Source organism: Lacibacter sp. H375 (assembly GCF_037892425.1).
In the GTDB taxonomy this organism is placed as follows: Bacteria; Bacteroidota; Bacteroidia; order Chitinophagales; family Chitinophagaceae; genus Lacibacter.
Genome location: NZ_JBBKTT010000001.1, coordinates 2,402,596 through 2,420,556 on the forward strand (window position 1 = coordinate 2,402,596; position 17,961 = coordinate 2,420,556).

The 17,961-nt window shown below is 40.4% G+C and carries 16 protein-coding genes; 11 read left to right on the plus strand and 5 right to left on the minus strand.

The window, feature by feature from the left end; all coding sequences use genetic code 11:
- The first annotated feature begins 81 nt into the window (after positions 1 to 81).
- On the plus strand, positions 82 to 870 hold the full coding sequence (locus tag WG954_RS10655) for an alpha/beta hydrolase (RefSeq protein WP_340436277.1): 789 nt from the start codon (positions 82 to 84) through the stop codon (positions 868 to 870).
- Between the two features lie 2 nt (positions 871 to 872).
- A complete protein-coding gene (locus WG954_RS10660; RefSeq protein ID WP_340436278.1) occupies positions 873 to 1,691 on the plus strand; it encodes an alpha/beta hydrolase in 819 nt (272 codons plus the stop codon).
- 55 nt (positions 1,692 to 1,746) lie between these two features.
- Here WG954_RS10660 and WG954_RS10665 read toward each other — a convergent pair whose 3' ends face one another.
- The 5 genes from WG954_RS10665 to WG954_RS10685 all read right to left on the minus strand — a co-directional run bounded on the left by WG954_RS10665 (position 1,747) and on the right by WG954_RS10685 (position 6,533).
- Complete coding sequence (locus WG954_RS10665; RefSeq protein WP_340436279.1) at positions 1,747 to 2,349, minus strand: YceI family protein; 603 nt, start codon at positions 2,347 to 2,349, stop codon at positions 1,747 to 1,749.
- A gap of 59 nt (positions 2,350 to 2,408) precedes the next feature.
- Positions 2,409 to 3,728 carry a hypothetical protein gene (locus WG954_RS10670; RefSeq protein WP_340436281.1) on the minus strand — a complete coding sequence of 440 codons (1,320 nt, stop codon included), beginning with the start codon at positions 3,726 to 3,728 and terminating at the stop codon, positions 2,409 to 2,411.
- A 39-nt stretch (positions 3,729 to 3,767) separates the two neighbouring features.
- Positions 3,768 to 4,349, minus strand: coding sequence for a YceI family protein (locus WG954_RS10675; RefSeq protein WP_340436283.1), 582 nt, complete (start codon positions 4,347 to 4,349; stop codon positions 3,768 to 3,770).
- Between the two features lie 253 nt (positions 4,350 to 4,602).
- Positions 4,603 to 5,511, minus strand: a complete 909-nt coding sequence (locus WG954_RS10680; RefSeq protein ID WP_340436284.1) for a S66 peptidase family protein — start codon at positions 5,509 to 5,511, stop codon at positions 4,603 to 4,605.
- Entirely contained in the window at positions 5,508 to 6,533 is a 1,026-nt protein-coding gene (locus WG954_RS10685; RefSeq protein WP_340436286.1) for a S66 peptidase family protein, read from the minus strand. Before WG954_RS10685 ends, WG954_RS10680 begins: the two co-directional genes overlap by 4 nt.
- A gap of 185 nt (positions 6,534 to 6,718) precedes the next feature.
- On the opposite strand from WG954_RS10685, the gene WG954_RS10690 reads away from it, so the two are divergent.
- From WG954_RS10690 to WG954_RS10730, 9 genes are all read left to right on the plus strand, one after another.
- The gene (locus WG954_RS10690; RefSeq protein WP_340436288.1) at positions 6,719 to 8,485 is read left to right on the plus strand and encodes an LTA synthase family protein; all 1,767 of its coding nucleotides are present in this window, start codon (positions 6,719 to 6,721) and stop codon (positions 8,483 to 8,485) included.
- Between the two features lie 88 nt (positions 8,486 to 8,573).
- Positions 8,574 to 9,356: a carboxylesterase family protein gene (locus WG954_RS10695; protein ID WP_340436290.1), complete on the plus strand. Its 783-nt coding sequence runs from the start codon at positions 8,574 to 8,576 to the stop codon at positions 9,354 to 9,356.
- A gap of 152 nt (positions 9,357 to 9,508) precedes the next feature.
- Positions 9,509 to 11,644 carry a methionine--tRNA ligase gene (gene metG, locus WG954_RS10700; RefSeq protein WP_340436292.1) on the plus strand — a complete coding sequence of 712 codons (2,136 nt, stop codon included), beginning with the start codon at positions 9,509 to 9,511 and terminating at the stop codon, positions 11,642 to 11,644.
- 143 nt (positions 11,645 to 11,787) lie between these two features.
- Positions 11,788 to 12,339 (plus strand): RNA polymerase sigma factor, encoded by a 552-nt coding sequence (locus tag WG954_RS10705; protein ID WP_324231110.1) that lies wholly within the window; start codon positions 11,788 to 11,790, stop codon positions 12,337 to 12,339.
- 1 nt (position 12,340) lies between these two features.
- Positions 12,341 to 13,177 carry an anti-sigma factor gene (locus tag WG954_RS10710; protein WP_340436295.1) on the plus strand — a complete coding sequence of 279 codons (837 nt, stop codon included), beginning with the start codon at positions 12,341 to 12,343 and terminating at the stop codon, positions 13,175 to 13,177.
- Between the two features lie 119 nt (positions 13,178 to 13,296).
- On the plus strand, positions 13,297 to 15,675 hold the full coding sequence (locus WG954_RS10715) for a 3-hydroxyacyl-CoA dehydrogenase/enoyl-CoA hydratase family protein (RefSeq protein WP_340436298.1): 2,379 nt from the start codon (positions 13,297 to 13,299) through the stop codon (positions 15,673 to 15,675).
- A gap of 55 nt (positions 15,676 to 15,730) precedes the next feature.
- Entirely contained in the window at positions 15,731 to 16,342 is a 612-nt protein-coding gene (locus WG954_RS10720) for a DJ-1/PfpI family protein (protein WP_340436300.1), read from the plus strand.
- 20 nt (positions 16,343 to 16,362) lie between these two features.
- Entirely contained in the window at positions 16,363 to 17,022 is a 660-nt protein-coding gene (locus tag WG954_RS10725) for a peptidase M10 (protein WP_340436302.1), read from the plus strand.
- A gap of 41 nt (positions 17,023 to 17,063) precedes the next feature.
- Positions 17,064 to 17,957 carry an ABC transporter ATP-binding protein gene (locus WG954_RS10730; RefSeq protein ID WP_340436304.1) on the plus strand — a complete coding sequence of 298 codons (894 nt, stop codon included), beginning with the start codon at positions 17,064 to 17,066 and terminating at the stop codon, positions 17,955 to 17,957.
- The last annotated feature ends 4 nt before the right edge of the window (positions 17,958 to 17,961 follow it).

Below are 17,961 nucleotides of genomic sequence, written 5' to 3' on the forward strand. Positions count from 1 at the left end.
TTCTGATTAATTTCAGTTTTGCTTTTGAAGATACCAGTACCTGCCAACTAAAAACCAGAAACCAAAAACTATAACCATCTTTTGTCTTCAACCATTCTCTATATCATTATCGGTTATGTCCTGTTGATGGTGATCGCATATTTCATCCAGGAGAAATTTATTTTTAAGCCGGAGAAACTGGCAGCCGATTTTGAATTTAAGTACGATGCTCCGTTTAAAGAGGTAAGTTTTAACCCCGAGCCAGGTGTTACCATCAGTGGTATTCATTTCAACGTAAAAAAACCTCACGGACTAATCATTTACTTTCATGGCAACACCCGCAGTATTAAAGGCTGGGGTAAATATGCACGTGATTTTTTTCGGTTTGGGTACGATGTATTGCTGGTTGATTACCGTGGTTTCGGAAAAAGTATTGGCAAACGAAGTGAAGTTGCCATGTTGCGTGACATGCAGTTCGTCTATGATCAGTTGTGCCTGCAGTTTCCGGAAGATCATATTTTGGTTTACGGACGAAGCATGGGCAGTGGTTTTGCAAGTAAACTGGCAGCAGATAATCATCCACGTTATTTAATTCTTGATGCACCGTATTACAGTTTCCGAAAAGTGGTGGAACGTTTTCTTCCATTTTTACCCATACGTTTTGTATTGCGTTATCATTTGCGCACAGATAAATGGATACAGCAGGTAAAATGTCATACTTATATCCTGCATGGCACCAAGGATTGGTTGATACCTCTCAGGCATAGCGAACGGCTGCAGCAGATCAATCCACGACGTATTACTCTTATCCGTATTCATGGTGGCGGACATAATAATCTGCCTTCTTTTCCCGAGTATCATAATTTTATCCGTGATATATTGAAAGTATAAGTATGCAGTTAAAAACAAAGCGAAGATTAAAGAATATATTCAAGATAATCGTTGCGCTTTACCTCATTGGTGGAGTTGCACTGTGGTACCTGCAGGAAACCATCTTCTTTCATCCAAAAAAAATTCGTGCGGGAGAGCCTTTTCGTTTTGAAGGACCACACGAAGAAGTGAATATTCCTGTTGATGAGTCATCTACTCTCAACTTTGTAAAATTCTTTCCGGCAGACACAGCATCCTCTAAAGGAATTGTGTTGTACTTCCATGGCAACAGGGAAAATATTAACCGCTATGCGAAGGCTTCTGTATGTTTTACAAAACATGGCTATGAAGTATGGATGCCGGATTATCCCGGCTTTGGAAAAACAACAGGTAAGTTCAATGAAGAACGCATGTATGATGATGCACATACCATTTATAAACTTGCGGGCAAACGATTTACTCCTGAGCAAATGATCATCTATGGACGATCGTTGGGAACAGGTGTGGCAACAGAACTGGCAAGTAACCAAACCTGCAAGAGGTTGATCCTTGAAACACCTTACTACAGTTTACCCGAACTGGCAGGTGCACATTTCCCGATGTATCCGGTACAGTTTCTTGTGCGATATCAATTTCCTTTGTACGAATATTTACAAACTGTGAGAGTACCTGTTACAATTTTTCATGGTACAAAGGATGGGGTGATACCTTACAAACACAGCAGCCGCTTAAAACCTTTGATGAAAAAAGGCGATGAGTTTATCACCATTGAAAAAGGTGGTCATAATAACCTGGCAAAGTATAAAATGTTTCAGCAGAAGCTGGATAGTTTGCTGAGATGATTTTTGATCGTCTACTCAAGGAGACATCTTTACGAAAAAGAGAGTGGGAGGTGAATTACTTTCCTGCAGTTACCAGCAATTCAAAATGGATCGTAATAATATCATCGATCTTGATGATGTTGAAGGGAGTGCGTGGATGGATATTGTAATCACTCATAAGAATATCTTTACTTGCAGTGAGTTTGTAAAGATTGTCTTTGGTGCGTAAAAACTTTACCTGCATTAATTGTGGTTTGCTGATACCGGCAATATGCATAACGGTGTTAACATTGTAACTGTACACTTTGCCGGGCTGCATTTCTTTTTCGTTATGCAGTGGCTGTGCGTTTAACAGATCAACAGTAATAAAGGGAAACTCTTCTGCCTTTAATGCTTTGTGCATATCCCTGTTCATCACATTATTTCTGCAGCTCAGTAATTTTGTTTTGATGTGGAGTTTTGCATTCCTGAATTGAATCAGCCTTGTTGACGGATTGATCTCACCTTCCAGAATTGAAGGTTGAAACTTGTCTTTACAATCGCACTTGAATGTGTTCACATTAGTTGAACCGAGGAGATAGAGTTGGCTTTTTTCATCAATATGATACGCCAGCCTGATGGGAGTAAGCTTATCAGCTGAGAGCATGAAGAGAGCTAATATGAGAAACAGACGTAACATGGTTGGTTTAGAATGAACAAAGCCCCGTTTGTTCAACAGGGCTTTGTTAGTTTGTGCAATTAGAATCCTACTACTGCTTCAACAACCACTCCTTTAAAGTTGCCTCCGTTCAGTATATTTCCTGTTGCATATCCTTTGTAGTTCTGATTAACGTATTCGCCTTTCAGAAGAACGTTTTTAGTTAAGAACCAGCCTGCGCCAAATGCTACACGATCAACAGTTTGCTCAGTGGTTTTATTGATCAATTCGCCTTTTACCTGGTTGTAGCGTACACCAAGGAATACATTTTCTTTAGCACCAATTCTATAAATACCGTCTACGGCGAACTGGTTTACTTTACGTTTTGCTGTACCAGCTACTTTTTCATTGATAGTGCGGCCTTGTGCATTTTCAAATGTGCCAAAGAACTCAAAACCGTAAGCTCTTACCAAAGCATTGAATTGTAATGCAGTGATCTGGTTAGTAAAGTTGGGGCTGATACGTCCTGAAGTAAAGTTGTCTTTTGCAGTTGCATTTGCTGCTTCCATTGCAAACCAATAGTTACTACCGGTACGGTCGCCTGCATACAATGTGCTGCGGCCAGAGCTGCTGTTATGAAATACTGAACCTGCTACTCTTAATCTGAAGTTCTCATCAAACTTTTTGTCATAAGCAAGTTTTGCAATGAGAGATGGATTGCGTTTGTAAGTTTCAGTAGTGCTGCCTGGTTCCAATGGAGCCTGTACACCACCATTGATCAATCCGTTAGAAGCACTTACCACGCCGGTAATATCGCCTTTACGTAAGATGACTTCAGCACCTACTTCTGTTGCAAAAGCATCCATGATATAGTTTTCAATGAAGGGATTGTAGAGAGTTTGTCCACCATCTGAACGACGGAAGTGTTGATCGCCATAGTTTAATTCATAGTGACCGATTTTGAGCGTTACAACTTTCATGATATCGTCCCAAACTTTTCCTTTGAATGGAACTTTATCGAACTGGATGTAACCACCTTTTACCCACGCTTCATTGTGGTGACGTGCAGAAAGATAAGTAACCAGGTTCAATGCGATACCATCAGCCAATTGCACATCAATATTTAAGTTTGCTTGTGCCAGGTTGAAACCGGATTTTAAACGGGGATATAATGCTGGACTTCCAGATGTGTTTTTATGTTTCAAGCTTTGAAACTGTTGTGTAAATCCTGCACCAATGCGAACTTTTAAACCATCAAAAGTAGTTGCGCTGTCTTTTGGAGATTCGAATACATTGATACCACTTTGATCATAAGGACGCCAGTTTTGAATTTTTGCCTGCTGACCTTGCATTGCTAAAGGTGATAGAAGAAGTGCTATTGCAGCACATTTTCTCAGACAGTTTGTAAGGAAAGGTTTCATATTTGTTTGTTTAATTGTTATTGTAATAAAATTGTTTGATTATGCTTTTTTAAGAATTACATCGTAAGTAAGTGTTACTTCATCACCCACTTTCATAGCACCCAGCATAAAGCTTGGGGGTTTAATACCGTGGTTGCTCATGAGTATCTTCCTGGTACCTTTTACTTCAAGGTCTCCACCGGGTAATGTTTTAATGCGCAGTGTGAGATCAGTTGGTTTGGTAACACCACCTAAGGTTAAGTTGCCGGTAATGTTCATGATGGTTTCAGCACCACTTTGCTGTACGCTTAAAACTTTTGTAAATACATAAGTGATCTCGGGATATTTATCAGCTTTTAATGTGCTGTGTGTACGTCCATCCATCAGATCAGAATCTTTTGTACTTTTCAACGATGTTGTTTTTACTTTAACAGAGGCAGCATTTATTTTTTCAAGACTTGTACTGTTTAAACCAAAATCACCGGTTACAATAACGTTGGTTGCTTTTGAACTCCAGTCGTGAACATTTGAAGTTCCATTAATGATTAACTGAAAAGATTTAGTGCTGAATTTGCTTTGCGCACTTATAGTTCCTGCTAAAAGCAGTATAGTGAAAAACAGAAGGATTGATTGGCGTATCATAATTTGTTGTTTAGTTGTTTCGTGTTCAAATTGACTCCACAAATATTGCTCAGGCTCGCTCGCTCGGGAATGATCTAATGCAGTGTTTTGAGTGACTTGTGTCACAAGTTTCAGTGACGGGGGTCAGGCAGGAGGTGACGAAATCGCTAAAATGCCTGGCAGTAAAGGGTTTCAGAGAGGGAGAGCCAGGCTTATATAAAATAAAAAAAGCCTGTAGAAGATTTTCTACAGGCTTTTTTTGAGGAGAAATGAATTATTGTTCTTTTAATTGAACTGTTTTTTTGCTTACAGTTAATTGATAAGAAGCACCCACTTTTAATGCAAGGTTTTCTTTATCGTGACTGATAGGAAAATCAAAACAAACAGGATACTTATATTCATTAATGAGATCATGAATAATGTTGTACACTTTTCTTCCGAAAGGTCGTTCTGTATCTTGCATGTCAGTAAATCTACCGATGATGAGCCCTGCAAGATTATTTAATTTACCACTTCGTTTCAACTGGTGCATCATACGGTCAATGTTATAATGCTGTTCACCTATATCTTCTAAGAACAAAATTTTTCCTTTTGTTTGATAATCGCTTTTTGTACCGATAAGATGAGCGATCAATGCAAGATTGCCACCAACAAGTTCGGCTGTTGCTTTTCCTGTTTGGTTGAGGCGATGTGTTTTGTAATTGTATATGGCTTTCTTTCCTTCTAATGCAGCTTTGATGGATTGTACATATTTGTTTTTATAACCACCATCGTTAAACGCAGATGCCATGGATGAATGCAGGGTAGCAATTTTAAAATTGCGGTTGATGTGTGCATGAAAGATGGTAATGTCACTAAAGCCTATGATCCACTTTGGATTTTTTTTGAACGCCGTAAAATCCAATTGATCAATAATGCGGCCAACACCATAGCCACCACGTCCGCAAAGAATAGCTTTTACTTCAGGTGCATCAAGCATTGCCTGGAATTCATTCAGGCGTTCTTCATCTGTTCCACTGAAATAAGTTTTTGATTTACTGCCGAGCGTTTTACCCACCAACACTTCATAACCCCACTGTTGAAGAACTGTGATACATGTTTGTGCTTTTTCAAGCTTCATATATCCTGCAGGACAGGTAATGGCAATCGTGTCGCCTTTTTTTAAGTAGGAAGGAATCTTCATCGTATATCAGTTAATGTGCTGCCGTTTGTTGTTACCTGCAATTTATGTTTCACTCCGCATTTCAACGCATAATTATTTTTCTGGTGTCCAACGGGAAAGTCGAAGCAAACAGGATATGTGCAATCAGGAATTTTTTCCATCACAATTTCGTACAGGTTTTTACCAAACTCTTCAGATGCATCTTCACTTGCTTTGATCTTAAAACCACCAACTATCAGTCCTGCTAAATGATCGAGCTTGTCGCTGCGTTTTAAATTCCAAAACATACGATCAATGCTGTAGAGGTATTCGCCTGTATCTTCCACAAACAATATCTTATTGGTTGTACGCAAGTCACTTTTGCTGCCTGCGAGTGATTCAAGTGTTTTTAAGTTGCCACCCACCAATATTCCTGTTGCCACACCCAGTCGGTTCTTTTCATGTGCGGGGGCTGTGTATTTCATCTCTACACCTTTTAATGCATCACGGATGGAAAGAATAGTTTCAACTTGTATTGGTTCTGCTCTGCTCCAATCTTCAGGAAAGCTGTTGCACATTTTAGAATGAATGGATGCAATACCAAAGTTGCGGTTGAGATGGCTATGCAAAACAGTAATATCGCTGAAACCGATCATCCACTTGGGATGAACTTTCATTTTTGAGAAATCAAGCTGGTCAACAATACGCACAAAGCCGTAACCACCTCGTGCGCAAAGAATGGCTTTCACAGTTGGGTCATCAATGAGTTGTTGAAAATCGGCTCTGCGTTCCTCGTCAGTACCGCCAAATGTGAAATCACGTTTGCCAATGCTGCTGCCGATCTTCACCTTCAATCCCCAGCTTTCAATTTGCTGAATGGCTGGTTGAATTTCCTTTTCGGTGATATATCCTGCCGGTGAAGTAATACCTATTGTGTCGCCGTCTTTTAAATAGGGAGGGTGATATGGCTCATCGGCCCATTTTTCTTCAGTATTTACATGCAGTCCATCTGTGAACAAAAGACCTGCCGGCAAAATTGACTGTAAGAAATGCTTACGCTTCATAGGTTCAAATTATTTAAAAAAAGCCAAACGGCGTTTCCTTTAGTCTTGAGTGTCTCGATTTTAATGGCATCTTTGCACGAGGTATTGCTTAAGTTATGCGGAAACTATTTTACTCTTTTTTATTTTTTGTCGGTTTTTGGATATTGTATTTTTCTCTCTGCAGATTGGTCTTTATCCTTTTCTTCATGTCAAAAGTGCGGGATGGCGATGGGGCAGAAGTCTTGAAATCGTTCCTATTTGGGTTACCGATGGATATTGCCACCACAGCTTATATTGCCACATTACCAATGTTGGCCTGGGCTTTTTTGTTTTTCGCAGGAAAAGTACCGGTTCGCTCAAATTTATACCGCTGGTATATGATTGTCATGATCGTGTTGATCGGGTTTCTTACCATAGTTGATGTTAACACCTACCGTGAATGGGGGACAAAACTGAATTACCGTGCTTTCCAGGTATTTTTTACAACCCCATCGCTTGCGCTGGCCAGCTCAATGATTCCACCGGTTTTCATTTCGTTGATCGTTGGTGTGGTACTGATCGTTATTGGTTTGCTTTTCTATTTTCGATCAAAACCCGTTGTGCAAATCCACGAATATCCTCACATGGTTAAACGCATCGGTATTGTATTTGCCATATTTGCTCTTTACGTAGTTGCATTACGTGGTGGTATTTCTACATCGCCTTTGTCCATTTCATCAGCTTATTATTCAAACAATCAATCGCTGAATCATGCAGCAGTTAATACCGAATGGAACTTAGTGAGAGATATCATCGATCATCAATCTGCCACCAACAATCCATATATGTTTATGGATATGAAAGAAGCAAACGCTGTGTGCGATAGTTTGCTTACCACAAAAGATTCAACCGTACTCTTCTTAGATACAAGCAAACCGAACGTTGTTTTAATTATCCTTGAAAGTTTTACAGCTGACCTGATGGCATCTCTTGATGGTGAAAAAAATGTAACACCATTTCTCGATAGCCTAGCTGCAAAGAACTTATTGTTTACAAATGTTTATGCATCTGGTTCACGTACCGATATTGGTTTCTTAACCATTCATAGCGGATTTCCTTCGCAGGCTATCAGCAGTCTGTTGACAATTCCTGAAAAAGCGAAGAAGATGCCTTCTATTTCTTCTTCCTTTTATCAAAATGGTTATCATACTTCCTTTTACTATGGAGGTGAATCTGATTTCTATAATTTCCGTTCTTTCATTTTAAACAAAGACTATAAGCGACTTGTCGACATTCGTGATTTTGGAAAGAAAGATATTAATTCAAAATGGGGTGCACATGATGATGTGGTGTTGAAGCGCTTACTCAACGATTTGAAACAAGAACCGCAGCCATTCTTTTCAACTGTGTTAACATTGAGCAATCATGAACCATTTGAGATACCGGTTAAAGCCCGGTTCCCGGGTAATGATATAACGGATAAATTCAGAAGTACGGCTTATTACACCGATCAGAGTTTAAAAGAATTTTTTACTGCAGCTTCAAAAGAAAATTGGTATAAGAACACACTGTTTGTCTTGGTAGCTGACCATGGCCATAGGTTGCCAACCAACAAACACGAAATTTATATGGCCAGACGTTCGCAGGTTCCATTGTTGTTTGCAGGTGATGTACTGAAACAGGAGTATAAAGGCAAAAGAATAAATGTGTTAGGCTCACAAGGCGATATTCCTGCTACATTACTTGCTCAAATGGGATTAGATCATAAAACATTTTACTGGAGTAAGAATTTAATGAATCCCAATATCAGGCAGTTTGCGTTTAATTCGTTTGACAATGGTTTTCTCTGGATTGAGAAAGATGGGCAGGTTGCATTTGATAATAACAACCGGAAAGTGATCAATAGGGAGGCAGCGCCTGCATCAGAAAAGTTGATGGTGAGAAGAGGCCAGGCTGTTTTGCAGAAAGTATACCAGGAGTTTATCTCTTATTAAGATAGTTGATGCTTCCGAACCGGTTCTATTAAAATAAGAAATACCTGAAGACAGAAAGGTTATAAATTCATAGTGTAAAAATTATACCATGCGTTTATTGCTTGTGTTCATTGCGTTCCTGTTTGCCGGAATAGTTTCTGCACAAACTCCTGTTTTCGAAAAGAAACAATACAATTATGCCGAAGGGAAAGTGCTTCCTTATCGGATACTTTATCCCGATAATTATGATAAGGCAAAAAAGTATCCGCTTGTTTTGTTTCTGCATGGTGCTGGAGAAAGAGGCGACGATAACGAAAAGCAATTAGTACATGGTTCGAAGCTGTTTCTTGATGCGGTCAACAGGAAGAAGTTTCCTGCAATTGTCATCTTCCCGCAGTGTCCCCTCAATTCATTCTGGGCAGTCAGAAAAGTTGACACGACTGTAAAACCACGAGCAATATTGTTTGATTACAAAGGAGAAGCCAATTGGCCACTTATTGCTGCGAATGAATTAGTGCAAAAAGTAACTAGTGAAGAAGCAGTTGACCGGAAACGTATTTACGTTGCAGGTTTATCAATGGGTGGTATGGGCACCTTTGAAACTGTTTATCGTTATCCCAAATTATATGCTGCAGCATTACCCATTTGTGGAGGTGCGGATCTGGATAGTTATAGTAACTGGACAGGCAAAACTCCTTTCTGGATATTTCATGGCGATGCCGATCCTGTTGTGAATGTAAAGTTATCGAGAGATGCAAATGAAAAACTCAAATCGATCAAAGCAAAAGTGAAATACACAGAATACCCCGGAGTGAATCATGACAGTTGGGATAATGCATTTGCGGAACCAACTTTTCTGAAATGGATGTTTCAGCAAAAACGTAAAAAATGATTGATTTCATCTCATAAGCGAAGCCAACCCTTGGGTTGGCTTCGCCGTTTCAACATGTTTGGGTAATGAGGCTGTTTATGGTACTTTTGCAATCCCCTGCTGCATAGAATTGCTATCTGCACAAGAGTGCGACGCAACAGGCGATGAACAGAATGACTAAAGACGATTACAAAATGAGTTTACCGAAAAGATATTTAATTACAAGTGCGCTTCCTTATGCAAATGGGTTAAAGCATGTGGGCCATTTGGCCGGTGCCTATATTCCGGCAGATATTTATGCCCGTTACCTGCGTGCGCAGAAAAGAGATGTGGTGTTTGTTTGCGGAAGTGATGAACATGGAACTGCCATTCCCATCCAGGCAACAAAGGAACGAACTACGCCGAGAGCAATTATCGATAAGTATCACGAAGCAATGAAGCAGGATTTTGAAGACCTGAACATGAGCTTTGATATTTATCACCGCACCAGCGAGCCCATTCATCATGAAACAGCGCAGGAGTTTTTTACTTACCTGCACGAACGTGGTGAACTGGAAACAAAAGAAACCGAACAGTATTTTGATGAAGAGGCAAAAACTTTCTTAGCTGATCGTTATATAAAAGGTACCTGCCCTAACTGCGGCAGCAACCGTGCATTTGGTGATCAGTGTGAAAACTGCGGACGTACATTAAGTCCGGATGAATTGATCAACCCCGTTAGCACACTCAGCGGTAAAGCGCCCATCAAAAAGAAAACATCACATTGGTATTTGCCATTAGGCAAACACGAGGAGTTTTTGCGTGAATGGATCTTAAAAGAACACAAAGATGATTGGCGTGCAACGGTAGTAGGCCAGTGTAAAAGCTGGATCGAAGGTGGTTTGCAATCAAGAGCTGTTACGAGAGATCTTGGTTGGGGAATTAAAGTGCCGTTGAAAGATGCGGAAGGAAAAGTGTTGTATGTGTGGTTTGATGCACCCATTGGTTATGTAAGTGCAACCAAACAATGGGCGCTTGATAATAACAAGCAATGGGAGCCTTATTGGTACGATCAAGACACAAAGCTTGTGCATTTCATCGGGAAAGATAATATCGTTTTCCATTGTATCATTTTCCCGATCATGTTGAAGTTGCATGGAAATATTCTGCCAACAAATGTTCCTGCCAACGAGTTTTTAAATCTTGAAGGCGATAAAATGAGTACCAGCCGCAACTGGAAACTCGATATGCGTGATTACATCAACGATTTCGTGAAGAAAGAAAATGGTGGTGGACAGGCCGTTGATATGCTGCGTTATTATTTAACTCAGATAGCTCCAGAAACAAAAGACAGTGAGTTTATGTGGAAGGGTTTCCAGGATGCTGTGAACAGTGAACTTGGAAACATCTTCGGCAATTTTGTGAACCGTACATGGGTGTTGATGCATAAACTCTGTGGCGGTAAAGTGCCGAAGCTTCACGAAGATGTGTTGGTTGAAGAAGACAAATGGATCATCAGTGAAATTGAAAATGCAAAATCGAAAGTTGAAAATCTGTTGGAGGAATATAAATTCCGTGAAGCGTTGTTTGAAGTGATCGATCTCAGCCGCAAAGGCAATCAATACATGCAGAAGAAAGAACCGTGGATCGTCGCAAAGAAGCTGGCAGGAGATCCTGAAGCGCAAAAGAGCATTGATAATACTATGCACTTGTGTTTACAGTTAAGTGCAAATCTTGCCATCCTCATCAATCCATTCTTGCCAAACACAGCTAAAAAAATGTTGGGTATGATGAAAGTGGTGGAGAAAATGCTTGATTGGGAAAATGCTGGCAAATTAAAATTGCTGAGTGTTGGTTATACCATGCGTGCACCTGAATTGCTGTTCAGGAAAATTGAGGACGACGAGATCAAGTATCAAATAGAAAAATTAAAATCAGGACTTGTAAAACCAGAAACAACTACAAAAGTGGACGACATAAAAGCTGAAACCGCCAATCTGAAACCTGAAATTCAATTCGATGATTTCGCTAAGATCGATCTGAAGGTAGGAACGATTGTAACTGCTGAAAAAGTAGAAAAGGCTGACAAGCTGTTGAAGCTTTCTGTTGATCTTGGTTTTGAAACCAGAACTATCGTAAGCGGTATTGCATTGCATTTTGCGCCGGAAGATATTGTTGGGAAACAAGTGGTGGTTGTGGCCAATCTTGCCCCACGTAAAATGCGTGGTATTGAAAGCAACGGTATGATACTGATGGCAGAAGATAATGAAGGGAAACTGCATTTTGTAAAACCGGAAGCGGTGATCAATCCGGGTGCAGGCGTGAGTTAAGTTTGATTAATTCAAAAAAAAGTTCCATTATTGTTACCGATTAGAAAAAGGTGCTGAACTTTTTTGGTTTAATAATCGTTTAGTTGTGCACATGCATCATCATTGTTTAGTCCTTTTTTAAATCTGTTAAACAACAACATTCTTTGTTCACTGCCGCTACATACAATGAAACAGATCTGGTAGCCCGTTTAAACAACGGTGATCAGCAGGCAATGTCCGAACTCTATGATCGTTTTTCTGGTGCCATACTCGGTGTCATCATGAAAATCATCACAGATCAGGCTACTGCAGAGGACGTATTGCAGGAAACCATGTTGAAGATCTGGAACAATATCGGCAGCTTCGATACATCAAAAGGCAGGCTCTTCACGTGGATGATCAATATTGCACGTAATCAGTCCATTGATAAAACACGCTCCAAAAACTTTAAGAACAGTTCGCAAAACTCTTCGTTAGAAGATTCCGTATATGTTAGCGAAACCGTTCCTTCAGCAGGAGCAAGTATTGATACAATGGATGTTCAAAACTGGCTATTACATCTGCCCGAAGAAAACCGACAGTTAATGCGTTTGGCTTATTTCATGGGTTATACCCAGGAAGAAATAAGCAAAGAATTAAATATGCCGTTGGGGACAGTCAAAACCAAAATCAGGAATAGTTTAATTGTATTACGTAAAAAACTAAATGTAACCTGACGTGGATTTAAGTTGTATCATACAATCCGGTGACCTGGAACTTTATGTTCTTGGTATGCTTCCTCCCGAAGAGGCGAGCAAAGTGGAAACACTTGCCCAATTGTTCCCCGAAATTCAGCAAGAACTTGATGCTATCGCTTCAACTTTTGAAGCAGGCGCTATGCAAATGGCCGTTACCCCATCTTCTTCTGTTAAAGACAAATTAATGGCTTCACTTCCTGCAAAAACAGGAGCTGTTGCTGCACCTGAAGCAAATGGTTCGCCTGCCAAAGTGGTAGAGATGAAACCTGTTGCCGAACAAAAATCATCTTTCAGCAAGTTGGCAATTGCCGCTTCATGGGGTTTGTTCCTGCTGGCCGGTGCGTTTGCTCTGTATTTGTATAATGGTAACCAGCAATTGAAAAGCGATGTGGCTACGTTGCAACAAAACGCAACCACTTCTGAACAACAGGTTGCTGAACTCAATAAGAAAGTTTCTTCTTACGAATTATACCGCCGTTTAAAATCTGATCCTTCGTTGACTTCTGTAGCATTGGCTTCAGTGAAGCCAGATGTAAAACAGCAGGCCGAAGTATTCTGGAATAAAACAACCGGAGAGTTATTTATTGATCCTTCTTCGTTACCACCTGCCCCAAAAGGTAAACAGTACCAGCTTTGGTTCCTTATTGATGGACAACCAACCGATGCCGGTATGATCAGTTTAACTGATGTGGCTTCTATTCAAAAAATGAAGCAAGCAAAGCCCGGTGCACAGATGTTCGCCATTACGCTTGAAGACGAAGGTGGTAAACCTACTCCTGATTTAAATGCTTTGGTTGTAGCCGGAAAAGTGAGCTGATCTTTCCCTTCAAAAATTTAGCTGTTAATTTCATTTCAAGTCTTTTGTGAAATAGCTTTTAATGCTATCTTCGATGTAAATAGTTGCATAGCTAACTAATTTTCTAAAGCTTGAGACATATGAAAAGAACGATCAAAAAAGTAGCTGTTTTAGGCAGCGGTGTAATGGGCAGCCGCATTGCCTGTCACTTTGCAGGTGTTGGGTTGCAAACAATTTTACTGGATATGGTGCCGAAGGGTTTTGAAGAAAGCACCAAACCTGCCGAGCGTAATAAACTGGTGAACGATGCATTGGCTGCAGCAATCAAAAGTAATCCATCACCTGTTTATACAAAAGATGTGGTGAAGAAAATTACCACAGGCAACTTCACTGATAACATGAAAGATATTGCTTCCTGCGATTGGGTGATTGAAGTGGTGGTTGAACGTCTCGACATCAAGCAACTCATTTTTGAACAGGTAGAGAAATTCCGCAAGCCCGGTACATTGATCACTTCCAATACATCCGGTATTCCCATCAGCATGATGGCTGAAGGAAGAAGCGATGATTTCAAAAAACATTTCTGCGGTACTCACTTCTTTAATCCGCCACGCTATTTACGTTTGCTCGAAATTATTCCTACAAAATATACTGATCCATCCGTAGTTGATTTCTTGATGAACTATGGTGATCTCTATCTTGGTAAAACAACAGTGTTGTGTAAAGACACGCCTGCATTCATTGCAAATCGTGTTGGTGTGTTTGGCATGATGTCCATTATGAATTTGATGGATAAGATGAAGTTGACCATTGATGAGATCGAAGCATTAACAGGTCCAATCATCGGCCGACCAAAATCTGCTACTTTCCGTACAGGAGATGTAGTTGGTTTAGATACACTGGTGAAAGTAGCAAAGGGTGTTGCAGAGAATTGCCCGGATGATGAAGCGAAAGAAATTTTTGCCATTCCATCCTGGCTCAATAAAATGCTCGAGAATAATTGGCTCGGAGATAAAACAGGTCAGGGTTTCTTTAAGAAGAATAAGGGCTCAGGGGGTGAGAAAGAAATTCTTACACTCAACCTGCAAACCATGGAATACGGTCCACGTGTGAAACCAAAGTTTGCAAGTGTGGAAGCTGCAAAACCAATTGATGATCTCAAGACGAGATTAAAAATGTTGTGCAGCAGTACGGATAAAGCCGGAGAGTTTTACAAACAGTTTCATTATAGTTTGTTCTCTTATATCTCGCATCGTATTCCGGAGATCAGTGATGAGTTGTATCGTGTGGATGATGCAATGATGGCCGGCTTTGGTTGGGAAATCGGTGCGTTTGAAAGCTGGGATGTTTTGGGCGTTGCAAAAACAGTGGATGCCATGAAGGCTGCGGGTTATAAAGTAGCAGCATGGGTAGATGAGATGATTGCAAATGGTGCAACCTCTTTTTACAAAGTAGAAAATAACAAACGTGTATGCTACGACCCTGCAAGTAAATCATATAAAGTAATTCCTGGTGGCGATGCATTTATTGTGATGAAGAATTTCGAGAACCAGACTGTTTGGAAAAATGCAAGTTGCAGAACGTATCATTTAGGTGATGATGTATTAGGATTAGAGTGGAATACAAAAATGGGTAGCATTGGTGGCGAAGTGTTGGAAGGTATTCAAAAGTCCATTGCATTAGCAGAAGAAAAGTATAAAGGTGTAGTGATTGCAAACGATGCTGCACAATTCAGCGCAGGAGCAAACGTGGGTATGATCTTTATGCTGGCCATTGAACAGGAATACGATGAACTCGATATGGCCATCCGTATGTTCCAGAATACGATGATGCGTGCACGCTATTCATCGATCCCTGTAGTTGTTGCGCCACATGGTTTAACATTGGGTGGTGCATGTGAGTTGAGTTTGCATAGCGATAAAGTTTGTGCAGCTGCTGAAACCTATATCGGGCTTGTTGAATTAGGTGTTGGTTTAATTCCAGGTGGTGGCGGTACAAAAGAATTTGTCTTGCGTGCTGCCGATGAAATGCATGAAGATGAACCCGAAACCATCACACTCAAAAACCGTTTCTTATCCATCGCTACAGCAAAAGTGGCAACATCAGCCAAAGAAGGATTTGAAATGGGGGTGTTCCGTAAAGGATTGGATGAAGTGGTAATGAACCAGGGCCGACGAATTGCAGAAGGTAAAAAATCAGTGATTGAAATTTTTGATAGTGGTTATGTTGCTCCAACTCAACGTAATGATGTAAAAGTATTAGGTCGCTCTGCTCTTGGGGCTTTGCTTGCAGGTATCAACGGAATGAAAACTGCAGGTTACGCAACAGAACATGATTCTGTTGTTGCAAAGAAACTGGCTTATGTGATGTGCGGTGGTGATTTGAGCGAACCAACTTTGGTAACTGAACAATACTTACTCGATTTAGAAAGAGAAGCATTCTTATCACTTTGTGGTGAAAAGAAATCGCTGGAACGTATACAGAGTGTGTTGAAGGGTGGGAAGCCGGTGAGGAATTAAATAATTATTCATTCGAAATAAAAAGCGTTGGTTAATTTTAATCAACGCTTTTTTTATGCAATACAAAGTCGCTGTTTTTATTTTTAATGAAGTTGAGGTGCTGGATTTTGCCGGACCGTTTGAAGTATTCAGTGTCGCAGGCTTGCGAACATTGCCTGAAGCACCTTTTGATGTATTCACAGTCGCACAGTTTGAAACCATAGAAGCGAGAAATCATTTGACCATCAAGCCAACTTATACGTTTGCAACTTCACCTAAAGCTGATATCATTCTTATTCCTGGTGGCGGCGGACGACACGCAGATGGAACAGCATTCGGTAGTCGGAGAGAAATGAACAACCCCATTGTGCTCAACTGGGTAAAAGAACAAGCGGCCGAAGCGAAGTTGGTATTGAGTGTTTGCACAGGTTCACTTATTTTGGGTAAGGCCGGATTATTAGAAGGCTTGCAAGCAACCACACATTTCAAAGCAATCGATGGATTAAAAGAGATCTCCGATCAAATTCATGTAAAAGAAAATGTGCGGTTTATTGATAATGGAACTGTTATTACTTCAGCAGGAATTTCTGCCGGCATTGATATGAGTTTGTATACCGTTGGCAAACTGTTTGGTAAAGAAGTAGCAGATGAAACAGCTGCATACATGCAATATGATTATTGGAAATGATTCTGTCAAATTACTTTCCTATGGCACTTGCTCAACTTATACAATCCTCCAATCAACTTACCATCCATTCGCATTTCTATATATATGGGGATGCGGCTACTGAACTTTTAGCAAAACAGATCAGCAATGATATTTCGCAGCACTGGAATGAACCGCAGGCAAGTGTTCACTACCAACATAATTGGTATAAATTGATCTTTGATATAAAAGCTGTGTATGAACCGTTATTAAAACCGGAAGATGTATGGTACAACACCGATCCTAAACTGTTCTTCTTCCGCATCGAAGAATATTCGCCATTAGATATTTCATTTGTAGATGGAGTTGGCAGCAACACAGGGTACTTCAAACTTGCTAATCTCTTGCAAACATCAACTACTGCGGCACATGAATACGGGCACATGATCGGTTTGCACCATCCCAAAGAATTGGATGTTCGTGGGCATGCAGCACCGGGGATCATGTATCCACGTGGTACGTTATGCGATCCGCATTTTCAATACGATCCTGCAGCAGAGCCGGGACAAAAAGGCGGCACCTTAGATCCAAAGCATCGGAAAGTATTAGCAGAAGATATTCAACAACTCAAGCTCCACAAACTTGATTTTGATGAAGCCGGCTTTGCCGTTCTTGGAGATTTTACCAGTATTTATCACGCACATTACCTGCCAAAAGAATAATCAATTACATTTAGCTTTCTTTTATCATCACAAACAAATCTATGAGCGTATTACAGGTTCAGGATCTCAAAAAAACTTACGGAAAAATTCAGGCATTGAAAGGCGTTTCTTTTGAAATACCACAAGGTGCAGTGTTTGGTATTCTCGGCCCCAACGGAAGTGGCAAAACAACCATGCTTAGTATCATCCTCGATGTGCTGAATGCAGACAGTGGTACTTATTCCTGGTTTGGTAAACCCGCTTCACCTGATTTGCGGAAACACATTGGTTCGTTACTTGAAACGCCGAATTTTTATCATTACTTATCGGCTGTAAATAATTTAAAGATTACCAACAGTATAAGTGGCCGTGGTGATTCGGCTGCAATTGATGCGGTGTTGCAGAAAGTGAAATTGTATGAACGTCGCAACAGCAAATTCAGCAGTTATAGCTTGGGAATGAAACAACGGTTAGCCATAGCCGCAGCATTACTGGGCGACCCAAAAATATTGGTACTCGACGAACCAACTAACGGACTTGATCCTGTTGGTATCATGGAAATTCGTGAACTGATCATTGAACTAAGTAAGAAAGGTCATACCATCATTATGGCAAGTCATCTTCTTGATGAAGTGGAAAAAGTTTGCACGCATGTTGCTATTTTAAAAACAGGTACATTGATTACATCCGGTTCAGTGGATGATGTATTGGTTGATGAGGATGTGGTGGAGGTGGGTGCAGCAGATATGGAGCAATTGAAAACGGTGCTCAGCAATTATCCCGGTAAAACATCAACCACAGTTAACGCACAAACCATGCAATTGCATTTTCCAAAGGGTACAGCCAGTGCTGAAGAAGTGAATCGTTATTGTTTCAACCATGGTATTGCATTGCAATATCTTTCCATCAAGAAAAAGCGGTTAGAAGAAAGATTTTTTGAGCTTACTAATAACTAACCTT